Genomic DNA, 19,989 nt, shown 5'->3' with positions numbered 1-19,989 from the left:
ATCTCCCGGCGCATCGGAACATCCGTGACCTGCGGTGATGACCGCGGAGCCGGACGATCAAGCGCCCGAACGCGCGACATCGCGGGCGAGGCTCCCGTTGCGGTGGTCACGGGGCGGGGTTCTTCTCGTGCTCGGAGCACAGCACAGGTGCCGCGCTGTCCAGCCGGCCGGGAAGGCTCCGCCGAACGAGAGAAGGAAGCATGCGCCTCGCACGTACGGGTGCCCAGCTCGCCCTGGTCCTGTCCGCCCTCGCCCTGTCCGCCCCCCACGCCGCCGCGGCACCCTCGGGTGACGTCCGGGTCAACCCGGGGCTCGCGGCCCCCGGCACCACCGTCACCGTCACCACCACCGCCTGCGGCGCGGAGACCTACGGCAAGGGCGAATCGGTGGCGGCCGGTCCGTTCCACCTCTTCGCCGGCGACCGGCCCGGTGTCCTGGTGGGCACGTTCACCCTGCCGAGGGACGCCGCGTCCGGCACGGACACCCTGACCCTCAAGTGCCCGCCCCGGATCAAGCAGACCGTCACCTACCGGATCTCCGCCACGCCGAACGGCGCCGTGGAGGCGGGCTTCGGATGGGCGGCCGGTCCCGACGCGGGCTCCGACGAGGGCACCGGCGTCACGTACGGCCTCGCCGCGCTCGGCGTCGCCGCCGCGGGTCTCCTGGTCGTCGGGCGCCGCCGGGTCGTCGCCGCCCGGAACAGCGCCTGAGCCCGCCCCCGCGCCGCCCGCGCCCCGGCCCCGGACCCCTCACGCGAGGGTCCGGGGCCGGGGCGCGTCACGGGACGACGGGTCGGCCCCGGCGGCTCCCCGGGGCTCCGCTCCCCCTCTCGACGGCGAAGCTACTCACTGGTTAAGGTGCGCCGACGATCCGATGGGCGAGCGAGTCGAGGAGGGCGCCGTGGTGGCGGAGGAACCGACGGCCGACGACGTGCGGGCCGTGTCCACGGCCGGTGCGCCGGCGGACGACGACGCGCTGTTCGTGCTGACCGCGTGCCTGCTGACGCCCGCGCGCTTCCCGTGCGTGCTCGGGGACGACTACCCCGCGGCCTGCGCGGCACTCGGACTCGAACCGTACGAGGACGGGTACGGGCTCGTGTTCGGCCAGGACGGGCTCGGCGCCCGCTGGACGGTGGTCATCGACGACGTGTCGCTGGTCGCGGTGGCGATCGCCTCCTGGGACTGCGGCATGGCCTACGACCTCTCCCCCGACGAGGGGTCCGTCGTCGCCGGACTCCCCGGCTGGCCGCTCGCCGTGGCCACCAAGGCCCCCGGAGTCCCCGACCCGCACGACCCCGAGCCGGAGGAGGGCGACCCCGCCCCGCTGGTCCCGCCCTCCGGCGACGTCTGGGGCCCCGCGCAGCGGCGGCTCGGCGCCGACGAGGTGGCGCTGCACTGGAACGAGTGGCGCGGCCGGATCGGGTCGGACCCCGGGCCGGAGACCGCCGCGGAGCCGGCCGGCGAGGCGGCGGCGGAGGGCGCTCCGGATCCGTACGACGGCGTGCGGCGGGTCCTGGACGAGCTGGGCGGCTATCTGGAGGAGCCGCCCCCGGTGGGCCGGGTGCGGTCCGGATTCGCCGGCGAGGGTGCGCGGACGCTCCGCGCCGACGGTCCCGGCTGGTCGCTGGTGGCCCGCACCGACGACATGGCCTTCGTCCTCCTCGACGACTGGCCGCGCAGGGTGCTGCCGGTGGCCCCGGGCGAGCGGCTGCCCGCCCTGCTCGCAGGGCTCGACGCGCTGGCCGTGCGCCCTTCCTGAGCGGCGCCGGACCACCCGGGCGCGGGCCTCAGACGCGCTCCAGCGGACGGTGCGGCCCGGCCGGCAGCTCGACCCGGACCGGGTCCCCGGGGCGCACCTCGCCGCCGGTCCGCACGATGCCCATGATCCCCGCCTTGCGGACGAGTTCGCCCTCGGGGCCGCGGCCGACGACCTGCTTGAGCAGTCCGTGGCTGAAGCCGTCGATCTGGGCGCAGGGGTTGCGCAGGCCGGTGATCTCGACGACGGCCTCCTCGCCGAGGTGGAGGAGGGCGCCGGTGGGCAGGGCGAGCAGGTCGACACCGCGCGTGGTGACGTTCTCCCCCAGGTCGCCCGGGGCGACCTGGAAGCCGGCCGCGGCGACCTCGTCGAAGAGTTCGCCGTGGATGAGGTGGACCTGGCGGAGGTTCGGCTGGGTGGGGTCCTGGGCGACGCGGGAGCGGTGCTTGACGGTGACGCCGGCGTGCACGTCGCCCTCCACGCCGAGTCCGGCGAGGAGCGTGATGGAGGCCCGGTTGGGCTTGGTGAAGGAGTAGACGCCGTTGCTGCTCACGGTGGTGACGGTGCCGTCGCTCATGCGGGAGACCCCCTGGTGCTCGCTCTTCGGTGATCGGATGCGCGTTCGACCCTACTCCGGGCGGCCCGCGTGCTCCTCGCGGAGACCGGCGCCCACCTCGTGGAGGTGGCCGAGCGCCTGCCGGTAGGAGTCGGCGAAGCCGGTCTCGGTGTACGGGACGCCCAGGGCCCGGCAGTGGGCGCGGACGGCCGGCTGGGCGAGGCGCAGGTGGGGGCGGGGCATGGACGGGAAGAGGTGGTGCTCGACCTGGTAGTTGAGGCCGCCGAGGAACCAGTCGGTGAGGGCGCCGCCCCGGATGTTGCGGGAGGTGAGGACCTGGCGGCGCAGATGGCCCCAGCTGTCTCCGTCCGCGTGCTGGTCGGGCCGCTCCATGCCCTTGTGGTTGGGGGCGAAGGCCATGCCGAGGTGGAGGCCGAGCAGCATCTGGTGGACGAGGGCGAGGACGAGGGCCTGGGCGGGGGTGAGGGCGACGAGGAGCAGCGTCGCGTAGCCGGTGAAGTGGAGCAGGAGCAGGGCGCCCTCGGTGAGGCGTTCGCTCCGGGTGCGGTACGGGCCGTCCTTCGCGAGCAGGGCCTGGACGCCGTAGAGCTTGAGCGCGAGGGCCTCAAGGGTGGTCAGGGGGAAGAAGAGCAGGGCCTGGTGGCGGGTGAGGAAGGCGCGCGGTCCGGTGCGGCCGGCGGTCTGGTGCTCGGCGAAGACGAGCACGTCGGCGGCGACGTCCGGGTCCTTGTCGAGGTGGTTGGGGTGGGCGTGGTGGCGGTTGTGCTTGTCGTTCCACCATTCGCGGCTCATCCCGAGGAGGAGGTTGGCGTGGAGGAGCTGGATCGCGCGGCCTGCCCGGCGGTCGGCGGTGATCTGGGCGTGTCCGGCGTCGTGGGCGAGGAAGGCGGCGCGGGCGGAGAGGACGGCGAGGGGGACCGCGAGGAGGACGGACCACCAGCTCGGGCCGGCGAGGAGCAGGACGGCCGCGACGGCGACGAGGCCGAGGAGGGTGAGTCCGATGTCCCGGGCGTACCAGCCGGGCCGGTGGTCGAGGAGGCCCTGCTCCTTCACCACGCGCAGGAGCGGCGAGAACTCGCTTCCGGCGCGCCGCGGCCGGGCGGCGGGCGCCGGGGCGGGAGCGGTGGCGGTGGCCTGGGGCATGGGAAGGCTCCGGCTTCTCTGAGGAGGGGGCGGCTGCCGTCCGCGCCGATGCGGCGGCGGCGGTCCTCACCGTACGAACCGGTGACGGTCCGGAACCATGGCGTCACCACCCGGCCGGGTGCGGGGGCGAGCGGGGGCCGGGGGGTGGGGTGTTCCCCACCCTCGGGACGGCTGCGACCTCGGGGCATTCCCCAACCCTCGGGACGACTCCGGCCTTAGGGCGTTCCCCACTCCCGGGGTCTTCCGCCCCGGGGTGTCCCCCACCCCTGGGAGGGCTCCGGCCCCGAGGGTGCACATGTGTCGGGCGTCACGCCCGGATGTGCACGTTCCGGCGTGCGGTTGGGGTAGGGTCGGCCACTCCTTCCGCAGGTAGTCAAATTTGAGGAATGCGTTGACGTCGTCGCTCGGATCCTCTCGTCCCACCCCCGAACCCTCCGCCGTGCTTCCCTCCGTTACCGCCCCCGCCCCCTCGGTCGAGGCCCCCCTCGTCCCCGGTGGCGCCCCCGCCGGCTCCGGCGAGGCCCCCGCCGAACCCCTGGAACCCGCCGAGGCCCCCGCCGCCGTCTTCCTGCCCGCCGATCCGCCGCGGGCGGGAAGGATCGCCCTCTGGTCGCCCGAGGACGGGCCCCTTCCCGACCCGGGACCGGCCGGCGCGGTGCCGGACGAGCTGACGGTCGTGGACGGCGCCGACATCGAGACCGTGTGCGTCCCCGCGCTCTCCCTGTCCGTACGGGACGCCCTGCCGTTCCTGGTGCGGGCGCGACTCTCCGGCGACGCCGACCCCGCCGCGGCGTTCTGGGGCGGCGCGGCGCTCCTGGCGCTGGACCTCACGGCGCGCGGACTGCTGCTGCCCGGGGTGACGGCCGGTGGCCACGACGCCTGGCGGGCCGGACCGCTGGGCCCCGAGGAGCTGGAGCGGCTGCGGACGCTGGCCGCCTCGATGCCGCCGACCGCGCACGCGGTCCCGCTGGACGCCGGTCCGGACGCGGACCCGGAGGGCGATCCGCTCCTCCCGGAGCCGGACGCGCTGCTGCGCGCCTTCCTCGACGCCGTCGCCGACACCCTCCCCCGCACCCCGGCCGCCCCGATCGCGGCGGGCGGTCCCGCGTTCGCCGCCGAGGAGCCGCAGGCCGTTCCCGAACAGCGCGCGTGGGCCGCCGACCTGGCGGCCGGTCACGACGCCGGGGTACGGCTCTCGCTCCGCCTCGAACTGACCGGCGCCGCCGCGCCGGAGGCCGCCCCGGACTTCCGGGCGGTGCTCCAGCTGCACTCCGCCGCCGACCCCGCGGTCGTCGTGGACGCGTCCGACGCCTGGTCGGGCGCCGGGGCGGCGGCGCTCGGGCCGCGCGCCCGGATGGACACGCTGCTGGCGCTGCGGCGGGCCGCGCGCGCCTGGCCGGCGCTGGCGCCGCTGCTGTCCGCGGCCGTGCCGGACGCGATCGAGCTGGCCGACGAGGAGGTCGTGGAGCTGCTGGGCCCGGCCTCCCGCGCGCTGGCCGCGACCGGGATGCAGGTGCACTGGCCGCGCGAGCTGACGGACCGGCTGACGGCCCGCGCGGTGATCGGCCCGGCGGAACCGACGGCGCCGGGAGCCCCGGGTGACGGCTCGTCCGGTGACGGCCCGTCCGCGGCCGACCCGTCCGGTGGCGGAGCGCTCGGCGGCGTCCGCCCGGCGGACGGCGACGGCGCGGGCGGCGGCGGCCTGCCCTCGTTCCTCTCCGCCGAGGCGCTGCTCGCCTTCAACTGGCGTTTCTCCGTGGGCGACCACGAGCTGACGCGGGCCGATCTCGACCGCCTCGCCGAAGCCGGACGTCCGCTCGTGCGACTGCGCGACCGGTGGGTGCTGGTCGACCCGGCGGAGGTGCTGCGCGCCCGGGAGCGGCAGGACCGCGAGGTGACCCCGGTCGACGCGCTCGCCGCCGTCCTCACCGGCACGACGGAGGTCGACGGCCGCCGCGTCGAGGTGGTCGCCACCGGCGCCCTGGAGCGGCTGCGCGCACGGCTGGCCGACCCGGAGGGCGGAGTCCACGAGGTCCCGCAGCCCGCCGCGCTCGCCGCCACCCTGCGCGACTACCAGCTGCGCGGGCTGAACTGGCTGCACCGGATGACCTCGCTCGGACTCGGCGGGTGTCTCGCCGACGACATGGGTCTCGGCAAGACCATCACCGTCATCGCGCTCCATCTGCACCGGCAGTCCGAGCCGGCCACCGCGGGGCCCACCCTCGTGGTCTGCCCGACCTCGCTGATGGGCAACTGGCAGCGCGAGTTCGAGCGGTTCGCGCCCGGCACGCGCGTGCGCCGCTTCCACGGCACCACGCGCGACCTCGACGGGCTCGGGGACGGGGACGTCGTCCTCACCACGTACGGCACCATGCGGCTCGACGCCGAGCGGCTCGCCGCCCGGCCGTGGGGGCTGCTGGTGGCGGACGAGGCCCAGCACGTCAAGAACCCGTACTCCGCGACGGCCCGCCGGCTGCGGACGGTCGGCGCACGCGCGCGCGTGGCCCTCTCCGGCACGCCCGTGGAGAACAACCTCTCCGAGCTGTGGGCGATCCTCGACTGGACGACACCGGGACTCCTGGGCGGGCTCGGGGCGTTCCGGCGCCGGTACGCCGCCGCCGTCGAGGGCGGCACCGACCCGGCCGCGGCGGAGCGGCTCGGCGCGCTGGTCCGTCCCTTCCTGCTGCGCCGCCGCAAGTCCGATCCGGGGATCGCCCCGGAGCTTCCGCCGAAGACCGAGACCGACCGGGCCGTCTCCCTGACGCCGGAGCAGGCCGGCCTCTACGAGGCGGTGGTGCGCGAGAACCTGCTGGCCATCGCGGAGGCCGAGGGGATGGCGCGGCGCGGACTGGTGGTGAAGCTGCTGACCTCGCTGAAACAGATCTGCAACCACCCGGCGCAGTACCTGAAGGAGGAGCGGCCCCGGATCGCGGGCCGCTCGGGGAAGCTGGAGCTCCTCGACGAACTCCTCGGCACGATCCTCTCCGAGGGGGCGAGCACCCTCGTCTTCACCCAGTACGTGGCGATGGCCAGGCTGCTGGAGGCCCATCTGGCGGAGCGCGGCGTGCGGACGCAGTTCCTGCACGGCGGCACTCCGGTCGCCGAGCGGGAGGCGATGGTCGCCCGCTTCCAGGACGGCGAGGTGCCGGTCTTCCTGCTGTCGCTCAAGGCGGCGGGCACGGGGCTCAACCTGACCCGGGCCGAGCACGTGGTGCACTACGACCGCTGGTGGAACCCTGCCGTCGAGGCGCAGGCCACCGACCGGGCGTACCGGATCGGGCAGACGCGGCCGGTGCAGGTGCACCGGATCGTCGCCGAGGGGACCGTCGAGGACCGGATCGCCGCCATGCTCGCCCGCAAGCGCGAGCTGGCCGACGCGGTGCTCGGCACCACGGGCGACACGCCCGCGGAGCTGACCGAACTGACCGACGCGGAGCTGGCGGAGCTGGTCTCCCTGCGCGGGGACGGGGACGGACGATGAGCGAGTACGGGACGGGCCAGGGGGCCGAGGAGCTGACCTTCACGGCGCCGCCGCCGGCACGGGGCGGGGCGTTCACCCGGACCTGGTGGGGCCAGGCGTGGCTGAAGGCGCTGGAGGACACCGCGCTGGACGGCCAACAGGTGAAGGCGGGCCGGCGCCACGCGCGCGCGGGCGCGGTCGGCGCGGTGACGGTGCGGCCGGGGCGGATCACCGCGGTGGTGCAGGACCGGGACGGCACCGGTCAGCGAAGCGACGTGCTGGTGCGCACGCTGACGGACGAGGAGTGGGACAGGCTGCTCGACCTCGCCGTGGACAGCGCCGGGCACATCGCCGCGCTGCTCGACCACGAGATGCCGCCGCATCTGGTGGAGGACGCGGCGGCGGTGGGCGTCGACCTGCTGCCGGGGATCGGCGACCTGGACCCGGAGTGCGGCTGCGAGGCGTGGGACCACTGCCCGCACACGGTGGCGCTCTGCCACCAGATGGCGCGGATCCTCGACGAGGACCCGTTCGTGCTCCTCCTCATGCGGGGGCGGGGCCAGCGGGCGGTGGTGGACGCGCTCCAAGCCCGCAGCGCCGCCCGCGCGGGCGGCGGGGCGCCGGCCGGCGCGGCGGGGGACGCCGGGGCGCGGGAGGGTGCCGGGGTCGCGCGGTCCGGGGTGTCGGCGGCGGAGGCGTACGCGCTGCGGGACATCCTGCCGCCGCTGCCCGCCGTGCCGGTACCGGCGGCGGCTCCCGGGGAGCCGCCGTCGCTGGACACCGAGACGGACCCGGAGCCGGGTGTGGAGCCGGACGCGCTGGAGTTCCTGGCGGCGGACACGGCGGCCCGGGCGCACCGGCTCCTCACCGAACTGCTCTCCGGCCGAGCGGTCACGCCGGGGCTCCCGGCGGCGGAGCTGACGGTCGCCGAGGACGCGGTGCGGCTCGCGGCCGGGCGTCCGCCGTCGTGGGTGGCGGCGCGCCTCGCCTCGCGGACCGGACGGTCGCGGGCGGGTCTGGACGCCGCCACGCGCGCGTGGCGGTGGGGCGGAGCCGCGGCCCTCGCCGTGCTGGAGGGGTCCTGGACCCCCGGTGAGGAGGCGCTGGCCCGGGCGGCGGCGCGGCTCGCCGACGCCTGGGAGGACGGCGAGCGTCCGGAGCTGGTCCGGTCGGGGGCGTGCTGGACGGTGCGGGGCGGCCGGGCGCAGCTGCGGCTCGGCGAGGACGGACGGTGGTGGCCGTACCGGCGCGAGGCGGGTTGCTGGTCCCCGGCGGGTCCGGCGGACCGCGATCCGGCGGCGGCGCTGACGACCGCCGAGGGCGTGCCCGGGGAGGAGGGCGCGAGCTCTCCCTCCCTTTCGGAATGACCGGTAAAAGGTACGCAGCCTGATCGCTTGCTGTCATTTTCGATACGCATTCCCGACCTCTTATAGAGGCAATTTGATTGATAGAACCCTTCCTTCCATCGAGGTCACACGCCAATCCCGAACTGACTATGCTCCGCAGATGTGTTGCGCCGCGCTCACAGCGAGTCATGAACGCTGGGAGCGGGCGCGTCGACGGAGCACGGCCACCGGGAGAGACGGCCATCGACGCGTGCGCGAAAGGGACCCGAAAGTGGTCTCATTCGAGCACGTGTACGTGATCGATCGAAGGTCCGCCTTTCCCGCCGGTTCGTCGCGCCACTTCAGTCCTCCCCTTTTCCAGACCTTGAGGGAAACCGTTGATGGTTCGCGCAGGTTCAACTTCCAGAGCCAGGCCCGGTGCGGTGGCTCCGGTGTGGCTCATCCCGCCGGGGGTCCTGGCCGCCCTCTTCGCCATAGGGCTGCTCTTCGCACCTGCGCAGATACGGACACCGGTGGCGTGGTACGGCTTCGCGGCGGTCTCCCTCACGGTCGGCAGCACCCTCCTGACCGTGCGCCTGGCACGGGCGGCCGGCGAGGCCCGGAACCTGCGGGTGGTGCGGGCCGCGCAGCAGGCCCACGCGGAGCGCGAGGCCGCGCTGCTCGGGCGCCTCGCCGACCAGACCGCCACCACCATCTGGATGGCCGAGCAGCTTCTCCCGGCGGCCGTCGCCCGGCTCCACAAGGGCGACACCACCTCGGAGATCATCCACTCCATCCGCCTGGGCGACCACCTCGACGACGAGTTCACCGCCGCGCTCAAGAGGGCCCTCCAGACGCTCCTGGAGGCCGTCGAGGCCGAGGAGAACACGCGGGACTCCTCCCAGCGGACGCTCGTGGCCGTCGCGCGCCGCGTCCAGGCGATCGTGCACCAGCTCGCCAAGGACCTCCGGGAGATGCAGATCGTCCACGGCACGGACCTCGTGCTCGCCCGCGGTCTGCAGGACGTCGACCACCGCAACGCCCTGATCGGCCGCCTCGCGGCCAGCATCGCCGTCCTCGGCGACGCCCGCCCGGGACGCCAGTGGTCGAAGCCCATCCCCCTCTACGACGTGCTGCGCGGTGCCATGTCCCGCATCGTGGCCTACCCGCGGGTCAAGCTCCAGTCGGTGACCGAGGCGGCGATCACCGGCCCCGGCGCCGAGCCGCTGATCCACCTGCTCGCCGAACTCCTCGACAACGCCACGTCGTTCTCGCCGCCGCACACCCCCGTGGAGGTGAGCGCCTTCGAGGTGCCCTCGGGCATCGCGATCGAGATCGAGGACCGCGGCGTCGGACTCACCGAGGAGGTCCGCAGCCGCATCAACCGCGTGATGACGGACTCGGCCTCGGGCCTGTTCCTCGCGGGTCTGGGCGAAGTCACCCAGCTCGGCCTGCCGGTCGTGAGCCGGCTGGCCCGTGAACACGGCTGCGACGTCGACCTGCGCCCGTCCGCCTACGGAGGCGTGCGGGCCGTGATCCTCGTACCCCGGCGCCTGATCACCACGGTGGAGAGGCCCGTCGTGAGAACCCCTGAACCCGCCCGGAAGCGCGCGGGCGGGCCGATCCGCCCGCTGCCGTCGCGCTCCGGCCCGACCGTACCGCCGCCGGCGCCCGCGCCGCTGCCCGTACCGCCGCCGCCCGCGCCCGACCCCCTCCTCGCGGCCTTCGACGACGACGCGGCGCCCTACATCGACGGGACGACCCTGAACGGCCTCCCGCGCCGCCGCCGCGACTCCCCCGTACCGACACCGGTCCTCCGCACCGGCCCCGACCCCGCCCCGGCCCCCCGCAGGTCCACGCGCGAGCCCGGCCTGATGTGGGAGGCGTTCAACGCCGACAAGCACGCGGGCACCGCATCCCCCACTCCGCACAGCCAGCCGTCTGATGAGGTCGAATAACATGCAGCCACTGCCCAACATCGACTGGATGCTCACCGAGCTCGTGGGCGGCGTTCCGCACGTACGGCACGTGGTCGTCCTCTCCGCGGACGGTCTGTGCATCGGCCAGGCCAACACCGCGCCCGACACCGCCGACGCGATCGCCGCCGCCTGTTCCGGCATCCAGAGCCTGGCCCGCGCCATCGCCCAGATGTTCCCGCACGGCAACGGCACGACCCACATGGTCGGCATCGAGGCCGACGGCGGCTACTTCTCCCTGATGGCGGCCGGCCCCGGCGCCTACCTCGCCGTCCTCGCCGACGAGGAGGTCGACGCGGGCCTCCTCGGCGCCCGCATGCGGGCGCTCGTCGTCAGGATCGGCCGGCACATGACCAGTCCGCCCCGTGAAGACATCGTCCGGCAGGCGATGTGACCTCGGACAACCCCCATCCCCCGGACCGGCCCCGCCCCTGGGAAGAGGGAACGCCTGTTCCGCTCTACGTCATCACCGGCGGCGAGGGCTCCTCTGCCAAGACCTTCGACCTCGTCACGCTGATCGCGACGAGGTCCGCACCGGAACCCTCGATGCAGCCCGAACAGGCGGCCATCCTCTCCATGTGCGAGTACCCGCTGTCGGTGGCCGAGGTGTCGGCCTACCTCAGCCTCCCGTTCAGCGTCGTGACCGTGCTGCTGTCCCAGCTCGTCGACGACGAACGCGTGGAGGCGATTGCACCCGTGCCCGTCGCGGCCTTCCCCGACCGCGGCCTATTGGAGGCGGTGATCCATGGACTACGGAGACTCTGACACGCTCAGGGCAGGACCCCGCGACACCGACCTGCTGCTGCCGCACGGCGCCAGGGGCGTCAAGGTCGTCGTCGTCGGCGGCTTCGGAGTCGGCAAGACCACGATGGTCGGAGCGGTCAGCGAGATGCCTCCGCTGACCACCGAGGAACGCATGACGCAGGCCGGCGTCGGGATCGACCACAACCCCGGCGCGTCGGGCAAGACCACCACGACCGTCGCGATGGACTTCGGCCGGATCAGCATCAACGAGGAGCTGATCCTCTACCTGTTCGGGACCCCGGGCCAGGAGCGCTTCTGGTTCCTGTGGAACGGGATCTTCGAGGGCGCGCTCGGCGCGGTCGTCCTCGTCGACACCCGCAGGATCGAGGTCTGCTTCGAGATCATCACGCGCCTGGAGGACCGCCGCGTCCCCTTCGTGGTGGCCGTCAACACCTTCCCCGAGGCGCCCCAGTACCAGCTGTCAGAACTGCGCACGGCCCTGGCCCTCAGCGAGTCCGTCCCCCTCGTCGCCTGCGACGCCCGCGACCGGGCGTCCTGCCGGGACGCCCTGCTCTCGCTGATGGTCTACCTGTGCTCCCTCGCCGCCCAGGAGACCGTATGACCCTCCCCGCCCACGAGCACGCACCGCGCGAGAGCGGGCTCGTCCCCCCGCCCGGCTGCCCGGCCCACGCGGCCACCGGCCCCGGCGGCGCGGCCCGGCTCTACGGCCCCGCGGCCGAGACGGACCCGATGGGCCTGTACGAGGAACTGCGCGCCGTCCACGGCCCGGTGGCGCCGGTCCTCCTCGACGGCGACGTCCGCGCCTGGCTGGTCCTCGGCTACAACGAGAACCGGGACGTCGCCACCCGCTCCACCCAGTTCTCCCGCGACCCGCGGGTCTGGCACGGCTGGAGCACCGGCGAGATCGACCCCGCCACCTCCCCGCTGATGCCGATGATCGGCTGGCGCCCCGACTGCGTCTGCGCCGACGGCGAGGAGCACCAGCGGCTGCGCAGCGCCGTCACCGCCTCCCTCGACCAGTTCGACCACCGGGGGATCCGGCGCCGCATCAACCGCTTCGCCCACGAGCTGATCGACACGTTCTGCGAGGCCGGCGAGGCCGAGCTGGTCGACCGGTTCACCGAGCACCTGCCGATGCTCACCCTCAGCCACCTGCTCGGCATGTCCGACGAGGCGGCGCCGCAGCTCGTCCAGGCGGCCCGGGACCTGTTCAAGGCGACCGAGACCTCGCTCGCGAGCAACGCGTTCGTGGTGGAGAGCCTGGAGCGGCTCGTCCTGGAGAAGCACGGCAACCCCGGGCAGGACATCGCCTCGGCGCTGCTGGCCCACCCGGCCGGGCTCACCGACGAGGAGGTCGTGCACCACCTGCGCCTGGTCCTGCTCGCCGGCTACGAGACCACCGCCAACCTGATGTCGAACGTGCTGCGGATGGTGGTGACCGATCCGCGGTTCCGCGGTTCGCTGGCCGGCGGCCAGATGACGCTGCCGGAGGCCGTCGAGCAGGTCCTGTGGGACGAGCCGCCGCTGATGGTGTGTCCGTCCCGGTACGCCAACGGGGACACCACCCTCGGCGGGCAGCGGATCGGCGCGGGCGACATGCTGCTGCTGGGTCTGGCGGCCGGGAACATGGACGAGGCGGTCCGTCCGGATCCCTCGGCGCCGGTCCACCACAACCGCGCGCACCTGTCGTTCAGCGCCGGCAGCCACGAGTGCCCCGGTCAGGACGTCGGCCGCATCATCGCCGACGTCGGCATCGACATCCTGCTCACCCGGCTGCCCGACATCGTGCTGTCCGTCCCCGAGGAGAGCCTGAGCTGGCGCTCCTCCACCTGGGCCCGGCATCTGACCGCGCTGCCGGTCTCGTTCGCCCCCCGGGCTCCGCGGGGCGAGCAGTCCGAGGCACCGCTGCCGGCGGCCCCGCCCTCGCAGCTGCCCGGGATCCCCGCGCCGGCCGCGGCGCCGGAGCCGGCGCCGGAGGCCGTGCCCGGGCCGCAGGGCGGGCGGCCCGAGGCGCGGCCGTCGGCGTGGGACCGGCTGCTGCGCCTGCTGCGCCTGCGGTAGTCCGCTCATGGTTCGGCGTCGCAGCCGAGCCCGACGGCGGACGGGGGTGTCGGCGCGTGCCTGCCGGCACCCCTTCCGTACCACTCCTCCGCGGTGGCGGAGGCGGGATGGCGCTGCTCGGGGAAGGCCGCCTCGGTGGGGACGTACCGGGGGGCGCCGGTGTACCAGGCGTGCAGGCCGGAGAGGAAGCTGCACGCTCCGCCCAGCCAGGTGTCGAGCTCGGCCCGCTCCTCGGGACTCAGTCCCGCCCGGCGGGCGAGCAGCGGCATGTCCTCCTCGCGGAGCTGCTCGAAGTCCCGCATACGGGAGTTGACGAGGTGGACGGAGGCCGGCACGGCCTCGCGGAGGGGAATGCCGAGGGAGGTGCCGAGGACGACGACGAGGTTGTTGACGTCGTGCTCCTCGTGGACCTCCCGCTCGTAGGAGGCGATGTCGTTCGCCAGGCCCATGACGTCCATGAACGCGGCGGTGAGTTTGCGGACGGTCCGGCTGTGCCGGATCCGCTCGGGTATTCGGGCCCCGGTGGCGAGCTCGACGGAGTAGGGGGCGGTGTGGGCGGCGAAGCTCTCCCGCCGGAAGGGCGCGTAGTCGATGAGGTGGGGGACGCGGCCGGTACGGCTGTTGGACAGCTCCTCGACCCCGGCGTCGATGTAGCGGGCCAGCGCCCGGCAGAACTCCTGGCGCCAGTGGGCCAGTCGGGGCGGGAAGAGGTGCTGCTGGAGGTCGGCGATGCCGCGCTCGACCGCGTTGACGGGCTCGGGCATCCGGGCGCCCTCCTCCGGGCGCAGGAAGGCGTGGAGCCGGGCGGTGAACTCGTGGGCGCCCTGGAGGTCGCTCGTCCGCTTGAAGGCGTGGGCGAAGTAGTCGTCCCAGGCGAGGGCCCAGATGTTGAAGCGGTGGTTGAGCCGGAGCGCGGCGGGCGTGGCGTCGGGCAGCGTCCAGGCGGTGAGCAGGTCCACCGTCATGGCCCGGAACTGGACCGGGGTCCAGATCGGGCGGGAGCCGGGCCGTCCGTCACCGGCGTCCAGCATGCCCATGTCGCGCGCCCATGTCTCGCTCTCCGCCCGCAGGCCCGGCAGGTGCGGATTGACCTTGAGTGGATGAGGCATCCACAGCTCGGGGATCTCGACGGCATGCAGGGGCATGGTCGCTCCACCTCCTTCAGTCCTCGGAATCCGTCGTATGTTGCCGCTGTCACTGACGGCCGACAATTCCCGCCACGCGACGCTGCAAACCTGCCCGCCCTCCCGTGCCCACAACCCCCGGACCGGACGAGTCCGGATCCCGGGAACCCCGGCGTCTTGCTGGGCAGTTGTGCCCTCCTGAAGCGACGGGCCCATGGTTCGGGGCCACCGGGCGGTCCGGACGACCATGGCCAGTTCCGGCTGGCAACAGAAGCCGCCACCCGGCGCGTTCTGATTCACGCGCTCCCCGGGGCGCGCGGTTCCCGACACCCGGGAGGGATCACGGACCGGTCAGCGTACGCCGCGCGGACGGAACTGGACGCTGATCCGGGGCCCGACCGCGCGGCTCGTCTTGGGGACCGCGTGGTCCCAGGTCCGCTGGCACGAGCCGCCCATCACGACGAGGTCGCCGTGGCCGAGCGGGAGGCGGAGCGCGACCGGGCCGCCGCCCCGGGGGCGGAGGACGAGGTCGCGGGGGTCACCGAGGGAGAGGATGGCGACGAGGGTGTCGCGGGAGGAGGAACGGCCGGTCCGGTCGCCGTGCCAGGCGACGCTGTCGCGCCCGTCGCGGTAGAGGCAGAGTCCGGCGGTGGCGAACCCCTCCGGGAGCTCGGCCGCGTAGTGGGCACCGAGGGCCGTGCGGGCCTCGTCGAGCGCGGGGTGCGGGAGGGCCTCGCCCTCGCGGTAGTGCGCGAGGAGGCGGGGGACGGCGACGACGTCGTCGTACATCCGGCGCTCCTCGGCGCGCCACTCCACCCGGCCGACCAGCTCCTGGAAGAGGGTGTCGGCGCCGTGGAACCACCCCGGCAGGTGGTCGACCCAGGCGCCGTGGGCCAGCGGGGTCCGCCGGAGGCCGTCCAGGGCCCCGGGGCGGGGGTCGTCACCCTGGTCGAACAGGGATCCCTGGAGGCCGGGGAGGTCCGGTGGTGCCGCGGTCATGGGTCCAGCATACCCAGGTAACCGAACATGTGCTCGAATCGAGAGACGCGTCGGCCGCCGGGTCAGCCCAGGCCGCCGGAGAGCTCTCCGAGGAGTTTCCAGGTTCGCCTGCGGTCCTCCTCTCCGCCCAGGTCGGTCGCCGTGAAGACCAGCTCGGTGGCGCCGGCGTCCCGGTAGCGGCGGACCTCGGCGGCGACGGTCTCCTCGTCGCCGAGCACCGCCAGGCCGGCGGCCCGGTCCGCCCCGGAGAGCTCGATCACGCGCTGGTACGAGGGGATGCGCTCGTAGAGGGCGAGCGCTTCGGCGGCCCGCCGGCGCAGACCGTCGGGGTCGCCGGTGACCACGCCGGGCACGAGGGCCACGATCCTGGGCGCGGGGCGGCCCGCCGCCCGCGCTGCGGCGGTCACGGCGGGGACGATGTGCTCGGCGAGGGCGCGCGGTCCCGCGAGGAAGGGGAGGATGCCGTCGGCGAGCTCGCCGCTGACGCGCAGGGCCTGCGGGCCCATCGCGGCGACCAGCACGGGAACCGGCGGCCGCGCGCCGGGAACGGCCGCCGAGTAGGGCGTCGTCGCGGTCAGCAGCTCACCGTGGAAGTCGGCCTCGCCGGTGTGGAGGAGCGGGCGCAGGGCGGTCAGGAACTCCCTGAGCAGACCGATGGGCCGCTCGTACGGGAGCCCGAAGGCGGTCTCGGTGAGGTGGCGGGTGCCGAGGGCGAGGCCGAGGTGGTAGCGGCCCCCGGTGGCGGCCTGGGCGGTCTGGGCCTGACCGGAGACGAGCAGCGGGTGGCGGCCGAAGACGGGGAGCGCGGCCGTCCCCACGTGCAGTCCCGGCACCTCGCGGCCGACGATCGCGGCCAGTGCGGGCGAGTCGTACGCGAAGGACTGGCCGAACCACGCGGAGTGCAGCCCGGCGTCCCGGGCCTCGCGCGCGAGGCTGACGGTGGTGTCGACGGGGAGCAGATGACGGGTCGAGCTGAGCGTTACGCCGAGAGTCATGCAGGGGCCAACGGGCCCGGGCCGCAGGGGAATTCCTCCGCCGTGTGAACAGTGTGTGGCGGCCCGCGCGTGTGCGGCCGGGCAGGCTGTGGAGCGCCCCGGGCGGGCCTGCGGCGGGTGTCGGAGGGACGCGCTCCGGAAGTCCGGGAGGGCCGGGTGCCGGGGTACCGGGAGGGCGGGACGCGGGGGTACCGGGAGGGCCGGATGCCGGGACGCGGGGGATGCCGGGATGATGGGCGCATGATGACCCTCGCCGAAGTGGACGCACTCGCCGACCGGGCGCACGCCGGTCAGGTCGACAAGATCGGTGTCCCGTACGTGGAGCACGTCCGGGCCGTCGCCGCCGGCCTGGTGCCGTTCGGGACCGAGCTGACCATGGCGGGGCTCCTCCACGACGTCGTCGAGGACACGGAGTGGACGGCCGAGGGGCTGCGGGCGGCCGGGATCCCCGACCGGGTGGTCCGGATCGTCGAGGCGGTCACCAACGACCCGGAGGGCTCGTACGAGGAGAAGATCCGCAAGGTGGCGCGGAACCCTGACGCGACCCTGGTGAAGATCGCCGACAACGCGCACAACAGCCGGGCCGACCGTTCGACGGCGCTGCCGCCGGAGCAGCGGGAGCGGCTCGCCGCGAAGTACCGGGCGGCGAGGCGGGTGTTGTGGGCGGCGGCCGATCCCGAGCAGGTGGCCGCGATCGTGCGGATCGTCAACCCGGACCTGCTGCCGGAACTGTCCGGGGCCTGACCCTCGACCCGTACGGGTCCCGCCCCCTGCCCCGTACGGCTCCTGACCCCCACCCCGTAACGGTCCTGCCCCCGACCCGTACGGGTCCTGACGCCTGCTCCGTCCTGGTCTGCCCCGCCCCTTACGGGTGCGATACGGCTCATGGCGGCCGGGGGCACGCGAGCCGGCGGCGGGCCGGTGCGCGTGCCCCGGGGCTGCGCGGGGTCAGGCGCGGCAGCGCAGCAGCACCAGCGGCGGGTGGGCCAGGAGCTCGGCCCAGTGCTCCTCGCCGTAGGTGCGCAGGCCCTCGTCGGAGACGTGCAGCGGGACCCACTCGACCTCGCGGAAGCCCGCGCCGGTCAGGGCCTCCTCGTAGACCTCGCGGCGCGGGACGGTGCCCAGGATGCTGATGGGCTCCGGGTCGAGGAGCGCGGTGACACGGACCCTCGGTCCCAGCTCGTTCTCCTCGCCGGTCGGCTCGCAGCGGAAGCCGTACGTCTCCAGGGACGCGCAGTCGAAGGCGTAGTCGGGCCTCTGGGCGAAGACGTAGAACATGCCGCCGGGCTTCAGGCTCCGGTGGATGTGGGCACACATCCGGTCCAGCTCGTCCCTGGATTCGGCATAGTTGAGACACTGCACGCCGAGCGCGATGTCGAACGGCGTCTCCACCGGCTTCAGTGCGGCGACGTCCTCGACCTCGTAGCGCAGGCCCAGCGGGTCGCGCGCCTCGATCCCGCGGGCGGCGGCGATCATCTCGGAGGAGATGTCGACGCCGTACACGTCGGCGGCGCCGCGGCGCTTGAGCTCCCGGCTGTAGAAGCCGGTGCCGCAGGCGAGGTCGAGCACCGTCTTCCCGGTGACGTCGCCGACCAGCCGCAGGACGCTGGGCACCTCTCCGTAGCGGATGATCGGCAGGGTCTTGAATCCCTCGAACGCCTCGCCGATCCCGTCGTACTGCTGCACCGTCATGTGCTGTCCCCTCGTGCGTTCCGCGGTGATGGTCGGTCACATCTCTTACGGGCGCGCCAGATTCGCGGACGGTGAGGTCCGTCGGTTCCGTCCGGTGCGGCCGTGGCACAGAGTCTGCGCCGCCCCGGCACGGCTCCCGTACTGTCGGATGACACGAGAAACCGAAGGGGCCGCACTCGTATCACCCAAGGAAAGGCGCTGATCAGGGGCATGGCTCCGAAAGACGCCCGGAGGCCGGGCCGACGACGAGGAGGACGTCACCGGCTCCCCAGTGGCGGATCTCGGTCTTGGGCGGGTTGAGCCGGGGACGGAGCGACCCCCGGGGCCGGTAGCCGAAGGCGGCGGCTCCGTGCCGGGCGGCCGCGGTGACGAGGGATCCGAAGGGGGCCTCGGTGCCGGGCGGGACGAAGTCGGTGGCGGGGCGGAGGCGGACGCCCTCGCCGGTGGCGGCGAAGAGGGCGTCGAAGGCCGCCGCGAGGTGGACGTCCTGGGAGACCTGGGCGATCAGGAGGGCGGCGAGCCGACCGGTGAGCAGGAGGTCGGTGCGGGGGCCGGCGGGGGCCAGCCGGCGGTTGCGGGCGTCGGTGAGCTCGGCCACCGCGGGCACGGTCCGGCCCGACTCCCGGGCGCGGGCCCGGAGGTGGAGCAGGGCTTCGAGGACCGGACCGTCGGGGTCGGGGTGCCCGTCGCCGTCCGGTGCCGCGAGGACCACCACGTGGTCGTACTCCTCCGGGCCCGCCGCCCGTCCGGCGCCCTCGCCGAGCACCGCCGCGACCCCGCCTCGCGCCAGGCCTTCCAGGACGCGTTCGCCCCGCCGGTTCCAGCCCAGGACGAGGGCCCTGCGGGGGGCGGGGAACGTCCGGGGGCCGGTGGGGAGGGGGACGGCGCCGGGCACCGGCGCCGCGGGGAGGACGGTGGCCCGGTGGTCCTCGGCCAGCACGATCAGGCCGTCGCCGGGGGCCAGGACGGTCTGCGGGGGCGGGTTGAGGTGCGGGGTGCCGTCGGCGCGGACGATCCCGACGGCGCAGGAGTCCGGGCAGGCGGCGGCGAGCTCGCCGTAGCGCCGGCCGGGGAGGCCTGGAGGGCGCAGGGTGTGGAGTTCGGCGCCGGCGAAGTCGAGCAGGTCCTCCAGGACGAGCGCGAGCCCGGGCTCCAGGACGCACTGGACGAGCAGCCGGGCGGCGAGGTCGTCGACGTCCAGGACCACGGCGCCCGGTCCGGCGGCGAGGCGGGCGGTGGCGAGCTGGGCGCCGTCCCGGACCGCCGCCACGATCCGTACCGGGCACCCCTCCCCCACCACCGCCCGCAGGGCCAGGAGCGTCCTGGTCACCTGGGCGTCGGCGCCGGGTGCGTCCGGCGGCAGGACGACCACCGCCCCGGCGGCCGCGGGGGTGACCCGGGCCAGCGCGCCGGGATCGGCGGGGCGGCCCCGGCGGCAGATCAGCCGCACCCGGGTGCGGGGCGGCAGGACGTCACGTAACTCCCGTTCCATCTCGCCCTTGTCGCGGTCCGCGAGGACCACCACGGCGCCCCGGCCCCGCTGGGCGTGGGCGGCCACCAGCTCCGCGACGACGGTGGGGGTCTGCTCGGACCAGCCGAGGACCAGGGTGTGGCCGCGCTCGACCACCGTGGTCTGGCCGCGTTCGAGCTCGGCGAGGCGGTCGGTGAGGGCGGTGGTGACGATGCCGACGAGGAAGGAGACGTACAGCAGGGACACCAGGGCCAGGAAGACCGAGAGGACCATCCGCAGCGGCGGGCCGACCTCGCCGCCGAGCCGGAGGGTCTGGCCGACGGTCCGCCAGACCGTGGCGGCCTTTCCCTGGAGGGTGTCCGGGGCCTTGGTGTCGGTCCAGACGAGGAGGGCGCTCACGGGCGCCACCAGGCCGAGGCAGGCCAGCGCCAGCCAGCCGACGAGGGCGCTGACCCCGCGCACCACGGTCCGGTCGACCCAGTAGCGGGACCGGGCCCGCAGGCCCGGTCCCGTCTCCGGTTGTCGCACCGGCCGGACGACGTGTCCGGCGGCGGGCCGGGGACGCCGGGGCGTCCGCTGGGAGGGGACCGTGGACTCGCGCTCCTTACGCACGGCAGCAGGGTGGCGGCGCGCCCGGTGCGAAACG

At 74.7% G+C, this 19,989-nt stretch carries 17 protein-coding genes; 10 read left to right on the top strand and 7 right to left on the bottom strand.

Annotation, left to right across the window (positions count from 1 at the left end; translation table 11 throughout):
• Positions 1–200 precede the first annotated feature (200 nt).
• Both ACF1BN_RS12525 and ACF1BN_RS12520 read left to right on the top strand, forming a co-directional pair.
• Positions 201–710, top strand: coding sequence for a sortase (locus ACF1BN_RS12525; RefSeq protein WP_392331565.1), 510 nt, complete (start codon positions 201–203; stop codon positions 708–710).
• A 163-nt stretch (positions 711–873) separates the two neighbouring features.
• Positions 874–1,758, top strand: coding sequence for a hypothetical protein (locus ACF1BN_RS12520; RefSeq protein ID WP_392331564.1), 885 nt, complete (start codon positions 874–876; stop codon positions 1,756–1,758).
• Between the two features lie 28 nt (positions 1,759–1,786).
• Here ACF1BN_RS12520 and ACF1BN_RS12515 read toward each other — a convergent pair whose 3' ends face one another.
• Complete coding sequence (locus ACF1BN_RS12515) at positions 1,787–2,332, bottom strand: MOSC domain-containing protein (RefSeq protein ID WP_392331563.1); 546 nt, start codon at positions 2,330–2,332, stop codon at positions 1,787–1,789.
• A gap of 51 nt (positions 2,333–2,383) precedes the next feature.
• Positions 2,384–3,475, bottom strand: a complete 1,092-nt coding sequence (locus tag ACF1BN_RS12510; RefSeq protein ID WP_392331562.1) for an acyl-CoA desaturase — start codon at positions 3,473–3,475, stop codon at positions 2,384–2,386.
• A gap of 535 nt (positions 3,476–4,010) precedes the next feature.
• On the opposite strand from ACF1BN_RS12510, the gene ACF1BN_RS12505 reads away from it, so the two are divergent.
• The 7 genes from ACF1BN_RS12505 (at position 4,011) to ACF1BN_RS12475 (ending at position 13,062) form a co-directional block, all read left to right on the top strand.
• Positions 4,011–6,956 carry an SNF2-related protein gene (locus ACF1BN_RS12505; RefSeq protein ID WP_392331906.1) on the top strand — a complete coding sequence of 982 codons (2,946 nt, stop codon included), beginning with the start codon at positions 4,011–4,013 and terminating at the stop codon, positions 6,954–6,956.
• Positions 6,953–8,302 (top strand): SWF or SNF family helicase, encoded by a 1,350-nt coding sequence (locus ACF1BN_RS12500; RefSeq protein ID WP_392331561.1) that lies wholly within the window; start codon positions 6,953–6,955, stop codon positions 8,300–8,302. The genes ACF1BN_RS12505 and ACF1BN_RS12500 overlap by 4 nt, the downstream gene beginning before the upstream one ends.
• Before the next feature lie 410 nt (positions 8,303–8,712).
• Positions 8,713–10,218 carry a sensor histidine kinase gene (locus ACF1BN_RS12495; RefSeq protein WP_392331560.1) on the top strand — a complete coding sequence of 502 codons (1,506 nt, stop codon included), beginning with the start codon at positions 8,713–8,715 and terminating at the stop codon, positions 10,216–10,218.
• A 1-nt stretch (position 10,219) separates the two neighbouring features.
• On the top strand, positions 10,220–10,630 hold the full coding sequence (locus ACF1BN_RS12490; RefSeq protein WP_376599608.1) for a roadblock/LC7 domain-containing protein: 411 nt from the start codon (positions 10,220–10,222) through the stop codon (positions 10,628–10,630).
• The gene (locus ACF1BN_RS12485) at positions 10,627–11,001 is read left to right on the top strand and encodes a DUF742 domain-containing protein (RefSeq protein WP_392331559.1); all 375 of its coding nucleotides are present in this window, start codon (positions 10,627–10,629) and stop codon (positions 10,999–11,001) included. Before ACF1BN_RS12490 ends, ACF1BN_RS12485 begins: the two co-directional genes overlap by 4 nt.
• Positions 10,982–11,602 (top strand): ATP/GTP-binding protein, encoded by a 621-nt coding sequence (locus tag ACF1BN_RS12480; protein ID WP_392331558.1) that lies wholly within the window; start codon positions 10,982–10,984, stop codon positions 11,600–11,602. The genes ACF1BN_RS12485 and ACF1BN_RS12480 overlap by 20 nt, the downstream gene beginning before the upstream one ends.
• Positions 11,599–13,062 carry a cytochrome P450 gene (locus ACF1BN_RS12475; protein ID WP_392331557.1) on the top strand — a complete coding sequence of 488 codons (1,464 nt, stop codon included), beginning with the start codon at positions 11,599–11,601 and terminating at the stop codon, positions 13,060–13,062. The genes ACF1BN_RS12480 and ACF1BN_RS12475 overlap by 4 nt, the downstream gene beginning before the upstream one ends.
• Positions 13,063–13,067: 5 nt before the next feature.
• Here ACF1BN_RS12475 and ACF1BN_RS12470 read toward each other — a convergent pair whose 3' ends face one another.
• The 3 genes from ACF1BN_RS12470 to ACF1BN_RS12460 all read right to left on the bottom strand — a co-directional run bounded on the left by ACF1BN_RS12470 (position 13,068) and on the right by ACF1BN_RS12460 (position 16,180).
• Complete coding sequence (locus tag ACF1BN_RS12470) at positions 13,068–14,207, bottom strand: hypothetical protein (RefSeq protein WP_392331556.1); 1,140 nt, start codon at positions 14,205–14,207, stop codon at positions 13,068–13,070.
• A 330-nt stretch (positions 14,208–14,537) separates the two neighbouring features.
• Positions 14,538–15,185, bottom strand: coding sequence for an alpha-ketoglutarate-dependent dioxygenase AlkB (locus ACF1BN_RS12465; RefSeq protein WP_392331555.1), 648 nt, complete (start codon positions 15,183–15,185; stop codon positions 14,538–14,540).
• Between the two features lie 62 nt (positions 15,186–15,247).
• Positions 15,248–16,180: a TIGR03564 family F420-dependent LLM class oxidoreductase gene (locus ACF1BN_RS12460; RefSeq protein ID WP_392331554.1), complete on the bottom strand. Its 933-nt coding sequence runs from the start codon at positions 16,178–16,180 to the stop codon at positions 15,248–15,250.
• A 240-nt stretch (positions 16,181–16,420) separates the two neighbouring features.
• On the opposite strand from ACF1BN_RS12460, the gene ACF1BN_RS12455 reads away from it, so the two are divergent.
• A complete protein-coding gene (locus ACF1BN_RS12455; protein ID WP_392331553.1) occupies positions 16,421–16,924 on the top strand; it encodes an HD domain-containing protein in 504 nt (167 codons plus the stop codon).
• Positions 16,925–17,128: 204 nt separating this feature from the next.
• On the opposite strand, the gene ACF1BN_RS12450 is transcribed toward ACF1BN_RS12455, so the two are convergent.
• Together ACF1BN_RS12450 and ACF1BN_RS12445 are read right to left on the bottom strand one after the other, a co-directional pair.
• On the bottom strand, positions 17,129–17,872 hold the full coding sequence (locus ACF1BN_RS12450; RefSeq protein ID WP_387277681.1) for a class I SAM-dependent methyltransferase: 744 nt from the start codon (positions 17,870–17,872) through the stop codon (positions 17,129–17,131).
• A gap of 202 nt (positions 17,873–18,074) precedes the next feature.
• Positions 18,075–19,955 (bottom strand): NAD-binding lipoprotein, encoded by a 1,881-nt coding sequence (locus ACF1BN_RS12445; RefSeq protein WP_392331552.1) that lies wholly within the window; start codon positions 19,953–19,955, stop codon positions 18,075–18,077.
• Positions 19,956–19,989 lie beyond the last annotated feature (34 nt).

Origin of the sequence: Streptomyces sp. NPDC014861 (assembly GCF_043081625.1) — a bacterium.
In the GTDB taxonomy this organism is placed as follows: Bacteria; Actinomycetota; Actinomycetes; order Streptomycetales; family Streptomycetaceae; genus Streptomyces.
This window is presented reverse-complemented; position numbering and strand designations above follow the sequence as displayed.